Genomic DNA, 9828 nt, shown 5'->3' with positions numbered 1-9828 from the left:
CGGACAAGAATGGGCCGATGCTGAACCCGTGGCGCCTGCGTCTGCTGAGCAGGCTCGACACGCTGGGCACGGTCCGCGCGGTGGCGCAGGACGCCCACCTGAGCGCGTCGAGCGTGTCGCAGCAACTGGCCGTGCTCGAAGCCGAAACCCGCACCCAGCTGCTGGAACGCACCGGCCGCCGGGTCCGGCTGACCCCGGCGGGACTGATGCTGGCCCGGCGAGCGCGGGCGATCCTCGACCACATGGACACGGTCGAGGCGGAGCTGCGCAGCCTCGGCGAGGAACCGGCCGGCCTGGTGCGGCTCGGCGCGTTCCAGAGCGCGATCCACACCCTGGCGGTCCCGGCGGTGACCCGCCTCGGGGCGGCACACCCGCACCTCGAGGTCCAGCTGCTGGAGCTGGAGCCGCACGAGAGCATCCCGGCCCTGCGCGGCGGGGACGCCGACGTGATCATCACGACGACCGACTTCGTCGAGCTGCCGCTGGGCCCCGACCTCGACATCGTCCCGCTGGCCACGGACCCGATAGTGCTGGTCACGGCAGCGGAGGCACCCCGCGGCCCGGCGGTGCTGTCGGCGTACGCGGACGAGCCGTGGGCGCTGGACATGCCCCAGTCGTACATGGCGAACCTGACGCTGCGCCTGTGCCGCGAGTCCGGCTTCGAGCCCCGGGTGGTGTGCCGGTTCAGCAACTACCTGATGACGCTGCAGCACGTCGAGGCCGGGTTGTCGATAGCGCTGCTGCCGGGACTGGCGGTCGACCGCCGCTACCGCGTGGCCACGCGCGAGCTGGCAACACCGGTGAACCGCACGATCACGGCGGCGGTGCGCAGAGGCACACCGCAACGCGCGGGGGTCAACGTGGTCCTCGAAGCCCTGCGGCAACCGCCGGACCTGCCGGCCCTGACCGACTGGGCCGGGAAGTGATCACACCTCGGTCGGCTCCCGCACGGGCAGTTCCGGGCTGGCGCCCCACGCCAGTTCGGTGACCACGCGCACCGCGGCCGGGACCGCGGCCCGGACCCGCGGTGACAGCCCGATCCCGCCGTCGACGCACGCCGGTTCGCAGCTCAGGACGAGGACCCGGCCCGCGTCGCCGCCCAGGAGGCGGAGCAGGCGGAACACCGCGTCGCCGTGCAGGTCGTGTGTGTCGGTCGCCGAGGTCAGGGACAGTGTGCCCGGTAGGACGCCGTGCGGCGTGGCGTCCAGGAGGATCGTCGTGTCGTAGCCGCCGGTCAGGTCGTAGGCCAGGTGGACCGTCGCGATGTCGTAGTCGGCGATCTGCACCCACGGCGGCAGGCCCGTCCGGTCCAGTTCCCGCAGCACTTCGACGCCGAAGCCGTCGTCGCTCAGGAAGACGTTGCCGATACCCGCGACCAGGACTCGTGGCCTCATTGCGCGACCTCCAGGGGTGCGCTCTCAGGCTAGAACTGTGAAATGGATCACACAATACTCAGTGCTGATGCTCGCGGTCTTCCTGGACGGTCTCCGCACGGGCCAGCCACTGTTCAGCCTCGTGAGCGGCGCCCCGCGCCCGCAGCATGCGCGCCAGGCTGAGCATCCCCTGGACGTCGCCCGTCTCCGCCGCGCGGCGGAACCACTGCTCGGCCTGCGCCAGGTCCTCCCGGTGCTCGGCGAGGTGGCCGAGGTTGGTGAGCGCCGGAACACTGCCGTGCTCGGCGGCCTTGCGGTACCAGGCCGCCGCTTCGCCCTCGTCGCCGCGGTTGCGGGCCAGCACGCCCAGGTTGGTCATCGCCGCCGGGTCGCCGTGCTCGGCCGCGTCGAGGTACCAGTGCTCGGCCTCTTCCAGGTCGCCGCGGCGGTGCAGGAGGAGTCCGAGCCGGACGATCGCCTCGACGTGGCCGCCGCTCGCGCCCTGGCGGTACCACGATTCCGCGTCACCCGGCCTGCCGAGCCGCTCGGCCTGCCTGCCGAGCGGGCAGGTGGCCGCGTAGTCGCCGGCCAGCACCGCCGACCGCCACCAGCGGGCCGCCTCCGCGGCTTGGCCGCGGTCGCGCAGCACCAGCCCCAGGTCGATCATCGCGCCCGTGAGGCCGGCGTCGGCGGCCTGGCGCAGCCACGACTCCGCCTCTTCGGGACGGCCCTGTTCCCGCAACAGGTGCCCCAGCGCGGCCATCGCGGGCAGGTCACCGGCGCCGGCTGCCTCGCCGTACCAGTGCTGGGCCTCTTCGCGCTTCCCCTGCCGTTCGTACGCCCGGGCCAGGTTCAGCATCCCGTGGGGCTCGCCGGCCAGTGCCGCTTCGTGGTACCAGCGCTCGGCCTCGTCCCGGGCGCCGCGGTCGGCGAGGAGGTGGGCCAGCGCCGTCATCGAGACGCGGTCGCCGCCCATGGCGGCCTTCCGGTACCACGCTTCGGCTTCGGCGAGGTCGCCGCGCTCGCGCATCGCCGCGCCCATCCGGGCCATGGCGACGACGTTGCCGCCCTCGGCGGCCTTGCGCTGGAAGAACTCGTCGAACTTCTTGAGCCGACCGGGCATCGGCTGCTCCCTCCCGGATGGGTCCTGCTCCGGTAGTCGCAGAGGATCGGCTCGGTGTGACAGTTTCGGCCGTGGGTGGGCCAGGTCACATTCGCGCCAGGTCGTCGTGTCGACGCGGTTTTCCCGCGCCGGCAGAGGTGACACTACGCCGCGCGCACGCGCAGGTGAGAGGAGAAAATCGTGGCGGCCCGAAGCTTTCGGCTGAGCGTGACGCACCGGATCCTGCTGGTAGTCGCCGTCCTGGCCGTCGCCCTCTTCGGCTACTGGGTGACGAGCAGAGGCGCGGGCGCGACGCCGCCGACCTCCGGCGCGCCGGTTCCGGTCGGCGCGGCCGACGCGCAGAAGCAGCTCGGCGAGCTGACCGTCGCCGCGCGGACGTCGATGGACGGCTACTCACGCGAGAAGTTCCCGCACTGGGACAGCCAGGGCTCCGGCTGCGACACCCGCGAAGTCGTGCTCAAGCGCGACGGCAAGGACGTCAAGACCGACAAGGACTGCAAGCCGACGTCCGGGACCTGGACCAGCGTCTACGACGACGAGACCTGGACGAAGGCCACCGACGTCGACATCGACCACATGGTCCCGCTCGGACAGGCGTGGGCGAGCGGCGCGAAGGCGTGGACGACCGAGAAGCGCGAGCAGTTCGCCAACGACCTGACCCGGCCGCAGCTGTTCGCCGTCACCGACAACGTCAACCAGCAGAAGAGCGACAAGGCGCCCGACCAGTGGAAGCCGCCGCTCGTGGCGTTCTGGTGCACCTACGCGACCGACTGGATCGTCGTGAAGCACTACTACGGCCTCACCGTCACGCAGGCCGAGAAAACCGCCTTGACGGACATGCTGCACCGCTGCTGAGGTGGCCGGAATGACGACGTTCGCGCTGATCCACGGAGGCGGCGGCAGCGGGTGGGACTTCCACCGGCTCGTGCCCGAGCTGGCGGCCCGCGGGCACGACGCGGTCGCGCCCGACCTGCCGATCACCGACCCCGCGGCCGGGCTGGCGGAGTTCACCGAGACGGTGCTGGCCGCGCTCGGCGACCGCACGGACGTCGCCGTCGTCGGCCACTCGTACGGCGGGTTCACCGCGCCGCTGGTCGCGGCGAAGGTCCGGGCGCGGCTGCTGGTGTACCTGGCCGGGATGATCCCGGCGCCGGGGGAGCCGCCGGGGCAGTGGTGGGGCAACACGGGTTTCCGGGCACCCACCGGCCTGAGCGAAACCGAGCAGTTCTTCAACGGCGTCCCGGCCGGGCTCGCCGAGGAATGCCAGGCGCGGGGACGCGACCAGGTCAGCAAGGAGTGGGACGAGCCGTGGCCGCTGCCGGCCCACCCGGACGTCCCGACCCGCGTCCTGCTCTGCCGCGACGACCGGTTCTTCGTCCCGGACTTCCAGCGCCGCGTGGCCCGCGACCGGCTCGGCATCGAGCCGGACGAGATCGACGGCCCGCACTGCGCGCCCCTGAGCCACCCGGCCCAGGTAGCCGACCGCCTGGCCGGCTACCTGGCGGAGGTCACCAGCGGTCGAGGTGCAGCACTTCCTCCAGGGGCTGGCGCGCCGCCGGCTTGAACGTCTCACCCGTGTAGAACGCCGTCGGGATCAGCGCCGCCTGGTGCACGTTCTTCGGCAGCTCCAGCACCTCCGCGGCCTCCTGCTCGTACTTCAGGTGCAGCGTCGTCCACGCCGTGCCCAGCGTCACCGAGCGGGCCGCCAGCATGTAGCTCCACACCGCCGGCAGCAGCGACGCCCACAGCCCCGCCTGGTTGCCCGGCGGCAGCTCCGCCGACTCCGTCTCCAGGCAGGGGACGACCAGCACCGGCACGTCACCCATGCGGTCCGCCAGGTACGCCACGCTGTCGCCCACGCGCTGCTGCACCGGAGCCCGCGACGGGTCGTCGGCGAAGAGCTTGCCGGCCGCCCGGTCGGACGAAAGGTACTCCTGGCACGCCTTGCGGTAGATCCGCCCGAGCGCCGCGCGCTGGTCCTCGTCCGTGACCACCAGCCACTGCCACCGCTGGGTGTTCGAGCCGCTCGGCGCCTGCAGCGCCACCTGCACGCAGTGTTTCACCAGGTCGAGTGGCACCGGCCGGTCCAGGTCGAGCCGTTTCCGGACGGTCCTGGTGGTGGTCAGGAGCTCTTCGGGCGTCATCATCGGCCCATCATGCCGGGCCTACCAGCGGTCGTGCACCAGCGGCCGGATCAGCTCGTCGTACGTCTCGCGCACACCGGCCAGCGCCTCCGGGGACAACGGCGGAAGCGAAGCCGCCGCCGTGTTCGCCGAAGCCTGCGAAGCGTTCCGCGCGCCCGGGATGACCGTGCTCAAGCCCGGCTGGTCGATGATCCACCGCAACGCGAACTGCGCGAGCGTCTGGCCGGCGGGCACGAGCCCGCGCAGCCGCTCGACGGCCTCGAGCCCGGCCTCGTAGGGCACACCGGAGAACGTCTCGCCGACGTCGAACGCCTCGCCGTGGCGGTTGTAGTTGCGGTGGTCGTTCTCGGCGAACTTCGTCTCCGCCGTGTAGCGCCCGGACAGCAGGCCCGAGGCCAGCGGCACCCGCGCGATGATCCCGGCGCCCGCCTCCGCCGCCGCGGGCAGCACGCGCTCCAGGGGCTTGAGCCGGAGGCAGTTCAGGATGATCTGGACGGAAGCCACGTGAGGCCGGGCCAGCGCGGTCAGCGCCTCTTCGCACGTCTCGACGCTCACGCCGTACGCCTTGATGCGGCCTTCGTCGACCATCGCGTCGAGCGCGTCGTACACCGCGTCGGAGGAGTACACCGGCGTCGGCGGACAGTGCAGCTGGACGAGGTCGAGCGTGTCCACGCCGAGGTTGCGGCGCGACCGGTCGTTCCACTCGCGGAAGTTCGCGGCGACGTAGTTCTCGGGCACCTGCTCGACCCGGCGGCCCATCTTGGTCGCGACGAAGACGTCCCCGCGCTCGGCGAGGAACCGGCCGACCAGCCGCTCGCTGCGGCCGTCGCCGTAGACGTCGGCGGTGTCGAAGAAGGTGACACCGTTGTCGGCGGCGGCGTGCAGCACGGCCAGTGCGTCGTTCTCGTCGACCTCGCCCCAGTCCGCGCCGAGCTGCCAGCAGCCGAGCCCGACGACGGACACCTCGCGGCCGAGGCGGGTGATCTTCCGGTTCTCCATGTCGCGATCCAAGCACACGACCGGCGCCTATGATCGGCCGTCATGGCCATGATTTCGGGTCCGGAAGGACTGGGGACCCGGATGCGGCACGTCCTCGAGATCCTCGACGGCGACGTCGCGCGGTTCCTCGCCGACATCGGCCTCGACGGCTACCGGCCCCGCTACTCGCCGGTGGTGCGGGCCCTGCTCGCGCGCGGCCCGCTGGCCATCCGCGACCTCGCCGAAGAGATGCGCGTGACGCACTCGGCGGCCAGCCAGACCGTCGCGCAGATGAACCGGGCCGGTTTCGTGAGCCTCGAGCCGGGCGCCGACGCCCGGCAGCGGATCGTCTCGCTCACCGAGAAGACGCGCGACCTGCTGCCGCTGATCGAGGCGGAGTGGACGGCGACGACCGAGGCGGCGGAGGCACTCGAAGCCGAGCTGCCGTATTCGCTGCGCGCCCTGCTGGACGCGATCCTGGAAGCCCTGGAAAGGAAGCCGTTCCGGCAGCGGATCGGCGAGACCGGCGCCGCCAGGGGACTCGCCGGATCAGACGTCCGGTAGCTGGAAGACCGCCCAGACGTACTTGCCGCCGGGGCAGCGTTCGAAACCCCAGTCCAGCGACAGCGCCTGGACCAGGACGAGCCCGCGGCTGCGAGCCTCGCCCGGCAACGGCGCCCGCAGCCGCGGCAGCATCCGGCCGGTGTCGTGCACCCGCAGCGTCAGCCGCCCGTCGGCGCACTCCAACTCGAGCCGCTGGGGCCGTTCGCCGTGCTCGAAGGCGTTGGTGACCAGCTCCGAGGTCGCCAGCAGGACGTCGTCGAACTGCCGCTCCTGCAGGCCGAGCCGCAGCAGCGCCGCGCGGACCTCGTGCCGGGCCAGCGCGGGTGCCGTGACGTCGGCCGGGAGGAGCACCCTCAGCGGAGGGACGGCCACGTCTGTGCACGGCGGTGTCTTCGACGTCGTCATCCGGTCCCCCTCCCAGTGAGTTCGGTCCGCCCGCGAAGTACCCAAGCGGGGGTGCGGCTAATCAGGTGCCGTCGGCCAGCTCGGATTCGTCCAGGCCCGAACGCAGCTTCTTCAGCGTCGCAGCCAGCAACCGCGATACCTGCATCTGGGAGACCCCGACGCGGCGCGCGATGTCCGACTGGCTCATCCCCGAGCCGAACCGCAGCGCGACGATCTTGCGCTCCCGGTCCGGCAGGCTCTCGAGCATGGGACGCAGTGCCTCGCGCAGCTCGGCTTGGCCGAGCTCGGCGTCCGGCGCCCCGAACCGGGTGTGCGCCGCGTTCTCGAGCAGGTGGTCCAGCGACGCGCCGTAGCGGCCCTGACCAGCGCGAAGGCCCTCGTAGACGTCTTCGATGGGCACGCCGAGCCGCGCGGCGATCTCACTCGGCTTCGGCGCGCGGGAAAGCTGCACGGTGAGCTCTTCGCGCGCGGCGGAGATGTTCGCGTTCAGCTCCTTGAGCCGCCGCGGCACCCGCACCGACCAGCTGTTGTCCCGGAAGTGGTGCCGCAGCTCGCCGGAGATGGTGGGCACCGCGAAGGCCAGGAAGTCCGTCCCCTGCCCGGGGTCGAACCGGTCGACGGCGTGAATCAGCCCGACCGTGGCGATCTGGACCAGGTCCTCCATCGCCTCGTCCCGGTTGCGGAACTTCCGGGCCAGGTTCCGCGCCAGCTCCAGGTGCGCGCGCACGAGGGTGTCGCGGACGCGGTCGCGCTCCGGCGAGTCCGCGGGCAGGGCGGCGAGTTGGGTGAACAGCGCGCCGACGTCGAGGTCGTTCCCGCTGCTCCCGGCGGGTTCGGTCACGAGTCCGCCGCCTGGCTCTCCCGTACGAGGTCGACCCGGGAGAGGTACCGGCCGTTCTCCGGGGTGACCGTGCGCTGCGCGGTCGTCGCGAGCGCGGTCAGCAGCTGCCAAGACAGGCCGGCGTCGTCCTCGTGCTCGGCGCTGTCCGCCAGCACCGACACCGAGACCTCGATGCGCGGCCCGCTCCACGAAAAGACGCAGGTCAGCCGGCCGTCCGCGCTGGCGGGCAGCAGGAGCGAGCAGGCCTCGTCCACCGCCATCCGGAGGTCTTCGACGGCGTCGAGGTCGAAGTCCTGGCGCATCGCGATGTCGGCCACGATGGTCCGCAGGGTGGGCACGACGTGCGGGATCGCTGCCGTCCGCACCTCGATGACCTGCGCGCCTTCCGGGACGAGCGGGGCGTTGTCCTCCACGTTTGTTCCTTTCTCCGGCTCGCGCTCCAGGTGTGCGGCGGTGTCCTGTTCACGCCCGTCGGCGAGATGCCCGTGGTGTGAGCAAACCAAACCCGCGTTTGATCCGCTGCACCGGCGGGCATGTAGCGGTCGACACGGGAGCTCCTGGGAAAGGCAGGGACGACATGGCTGACGTGAGCCGGCTGCCCAACGTGGTTGCTGAAGAGTGGGAATGGCAGCTGCACGGCTCTTGCCGGGGTGCGGACAGCAGCCTTTTCTTCCACACGGACAACGAGCGGGGTTCGGCACGGGAGCGGCGTGAGACGCGGGCCAAGGCCATCTGCCAGACCTGCCCGGTCCTGGCCCAGTGCCGTCAGCACGCGATGACCGTACAGGAGCCGTACGGCATCTGGGGCGGCCTCGGGGAGATCGAGCGGCGGCAGCTCTTCCTGCGCGAGCGCAGGGCGGCGCGGAAGGCGATGAGTGCGCACTGAGCAGAGCGCTGAGCAGGCAGGATTTGATCCCTCGTGAGCAGTACACGCGAAAGGGCGGCGGCCGTGGCGGGCTCGGTCGCCTCCTGGGTTAGGGTTGGCCCCGGAGTTGCCTTGACCGTGCCGGGCGCGAGCTTCGGAAGGGCACGGTGACACGGTTGCCGCTTGAGACAGCAGGCGCGTACCCGGCGCAGGAGCAGCGCCTGACGAGGAGAAACTGCATGCCCGCAGCCGACCAGAACGCCACCCCGCCCGGGTTCGGCATCACGCTGGACACCGACGCGACGGAGCCCCGGGTGGTGGTCACCGGCGAGCTCGATCTGCTGACCAGTCCGCAGCTGCAGGAGGCCCTGGCGGGGCTTATCGCGGACAAGCGCGCGCAGCGGGTCGTGGCCGATCTGACCGGGGTGACCTTCTTCGATTCCTCCGCGCTGAACGTGGTGCTCCGCGCACAACGCCAGGCCGGCGAGCAGGACGTCGAACTCGAGGTCGTCCCCAGCCCCGCGGTGAGCCGGGTGATCGAACTCACCGGCGTGGCCGAACACCTGAGCGTGTCGGAGGACCCCCAAGGCTGACCGCCCGCTACGGTTCCGCGGACTGATTTCGGTTCGCGGAACCTGGGGGCGGCACGATGATGGGGCGGACGCATGCCCTGACCGGCTGGTGCGCGGGCCTCGCGCTGGCGCCCGCGGTCGGGGCGGGTTCGGTGCACCAGGCGGTGGTCTTCGCGGCGACGACGGCGGGGTTCGCCCTGCTGCCCGACCTCGATCACCCCGGCGCGAGCGCGTCCCGGCTCCTCGGCTGGCTGACCGGGGCGTTGTCCTGGGTGCTGCGCCGGGTCTCGGCGGGGTTCTACGCGCTGACGAAGGGTCCGCGCGACGAGAACGTCACCGGCAAGCACCGCCACCTGTCCCACACCGTCCTGTTCGCGGCCGGCTTGGGCGTCCTGACGTCCTGGGGCACCACCGAAGGCGGCCCGTGGGCCGTGGTCGGCGTCGTGATCTTCGGCTTGATGCTGGCGGAAGGCGCACTGGGCGACTGGCTGCTGCCGGTGAGCGGCGCGGCGGTGGCGTGGTGGTTCTTCACGGCCCCACCCGATCGAGCGGGTGAACTGGCGTCCATTTCGGGCTGGCTCGGGATCGCGGTCGCGGCGGGTTGCCTGACCCACTGCCTGGGTGACGCGCTGACCGAAGCCGGCTGCCCGTTCCTGTTCCCGATCCCGATCGCGGGCGAGACCTGGTACGAGATCCGGCCACCGCGCGTGCTGCGGTTCCGTACCGGCAAGAAGGTCGAGAAGCGGCTGATCTTCCCGGTGTTCGCGCTGCTCGGCGTGCTGCTGGTGCCGGGGGTCTGGACGTACACAGTGGACACGTTCCAGCGCTTGTTCATCCCGCCGACGAGTCAGCGCGCGACAACGCCTTGAGCCGTTCCGCGGCGGCCGCAGTGTCGGTGTAGTCGCGCGAGTGGACGAGGGGCCGGAGGTCAAGCAGTTCGCCGGGGAATCCGTGGACAACCGC

14 protein-coding genes are annotated in these 9828 nt (G+C 71.7%); 7 read left to right on the top strand and 7 right to left on the bottom strand.

The annotated features are described in order from the left end of the window. Window positions 1-17: 17 nt before the first annotated feature. A complete protein-coding gene (locus CF165_RS01135) occupies window positions 18-926 on the top strand; it encodes a LysR family transcriptional regulator (protein ID WP_093945501.1) in 909 nt (302 codons plus the stop codon). Here CF165_RS01135 and CF165_RS01130 read toward each other — a convergent pair whose 3' ends face one another. Both CF165_RS01130 and CF165_RS01125 read right to left on the bottom strand, forming a co-directional pair. Next, window positions 927-1394, bottom strand: a complete 468-nt coding sequence (locus tag CF165_RS01130; protein WP_093945500.1) for a hydrogenase maturation protease — start codon at window positions 1392-1394, stop codon at window positions 927-929. A gap of 58 nt (window positions 1395-1452) precedes the next feature. Beyond that, on the bottom strand, window positions 1453-2496 hold the full coding sequence (locus CF165_RS01125) for a tetratricopeptide repeat protein (protein WP_093945499.1): 1044 nt from the start codon (window positions 2494-2496) through the stop codon (window positions 1453-1455). A gap of 180 nt (window positions 2497-2676) precedes the next feature. Here CF165_RS01125 and CF165_RS01120 point away from each other — a divergent pair, with 180 nt between their 5' ends. Beyond that, window positions 2677-3351 carry an HNH endonuclease family protein gene (locus CF165_RS01120; protein ID WP_093945498.1) on the top strand — a complete coding sequence of 225 codons (675 nt, stop codon included), beginning with the start codon at window positions 2677-2679 and terminating at the stop codon, window positions 3349-3351. 10 nt (window positions 3352-3361) lie between these two features. After that, window positions 3362-4060, top strand: coding sequence for an alpha/beta fold hydrolase (locus CF165_RS01115; protein WP_093945497.1), 699 nt, complete (start codon window positions 3362-3364; stop codon window positions 4058-4060). Here the strand turns inward: CF165_RS01115 and CF165_RS01110 are convergent. Then, window positions 4005-4643, bottom strand: coding sequence for a nitroreductase family protein (locus tag CF165_RS01110; RefSeq protein ID WP_093945496.1), 639 nt, complete (start codon window positions 4641-4643; stop codon window positions 4005-4007). The genes CF165_RS01115 and CF165_RS01110 overlap by 56 nt on opposite strands. An 18-nt stretch (window positions 4644-4661) precedes the next feature. Beyond that, a complete protein-coding gene (locus CF165_RS01105; protein WP_093945495.1) occupies window positions 4662-5639 on the bottom strand; it encodes an aldo/keto reductase in 978 nt (325 codons plus the stop codon). Between the two features lie 48 nt (window positions 5640-5687). Here CF165_RS01105 and CF165_RS01100 point away from each other — a divergent pair, with 48 nt between their 5' ends. Next, a complete protein-coding gene (locus tag CF165_RS01100) occupies window positions 5688-6182 on the top strand; it encodes a MarR family winged helix-turn-helix transcriptional regulator (protein WP_167441305.1) in 495 nt (164 codons plus the stop codon). On the opposite strand, the gene CF165_RS01095 is transcribed toward CF165_RS01100, so the two are convergent. From CF165_RS01095 to CF165_RS01085, 3 genes are all read right to left on the bottom strand, one after another. After that, entirely contained in the window at window positions 6168-6587 is a 420-nt protein-coding gene (locus CF165_RS01095) for an ATP-binding protein (RefSeq protein WP_093945493.1), read from the bottom strand. The two genes, CF165_RS01100 and CF165_RS01095, sit on opposite strands and share 15 nt — an antisense overlap. A 61-nt stretch (window positions 6588-6648) precedes the next feature. Next, window positions 6649-7428 carry a SigB/SigF/SigG family RNA polymerase sigma factor gene (locus CF165_RS01090; RefSeq protein ID WP_093945492.1) on the bottom strand — a complete coding sequence of 260 codons (780 nt, stop codon included), beginning with the start codon at window positions 7426-7428 and terminating at the stop codon, window positions 6649-6651. Beyond that, a complete protein-coding gene (locus CF165_RS01085; RefSeq protein WP_093945491.1) occupies window positions 7425-7841 on the bottom strand; it encodes an ATP-binding protein in 417 nt (138 codons plus the stop codon). The genes CF165_RS01090 and CF165_RS01085 overlap by 4 nt, the downstream gene beginning before the upstream one ends. A gap of 164 nt (window positions 7842-8005) precedes the next feature. Between CF165_RS01085 and CF165_RS01080 the strand changes: the two genes are divergently transcribed. The 3 genes from CF165_RS01080 (at window position 8006) to CF165_RS01070 (ending at window position 9734) form a co-directional block, all read left to right on the top strand. Next, window positions 8006-8314, top strand: coding sequence for a WhiB family transcriptional regulator (locus CF165_RS01080; RefSeq protein ID WP_093945490.1), 309 nt, complete (start codon window positions 8006-8008; stop codon window positions 8312-8314). 218 nt (window positions 8315-8532) lie between these two features. Continuing rightward, entirely contained in the window at window positions 8533-8886 is a 354-nt protein-coding gene (locus CF165_RS01075; protein WP_093945489.1) for an STAS domain-containing protein, read from the top strand. A 59-nt stretch (window positions 8887-8945) separates the two neighbouring features. Next, a complete protein-coding gene (locus CF165_RS01070; protein WP_093945552.1) occupies window positions 8946-9734 on the top strand; it encodes a metal-dependent hydrolase in 789 nt (262 codons plus the stop codon). Window positions 9735-9828: the final 94 nt, after the last annotated feature.

The sequence above is a fragment of the Amycolatopsis vastitatis genome, from assembly GCF_002234595.1.
Classification (GTDB): Bacteria; Actinomycetota; Actinomycetes; order Mycobacteriales; family Pseudonocardiaceae; genus Amycolatopsis; species Amycolatopsis vastitatis.
The sequence above is the reverse complement of the archived record's forward strand: the minus strand, read 5'-3'. Positions and strand labels throughout refer to the sequence as shown.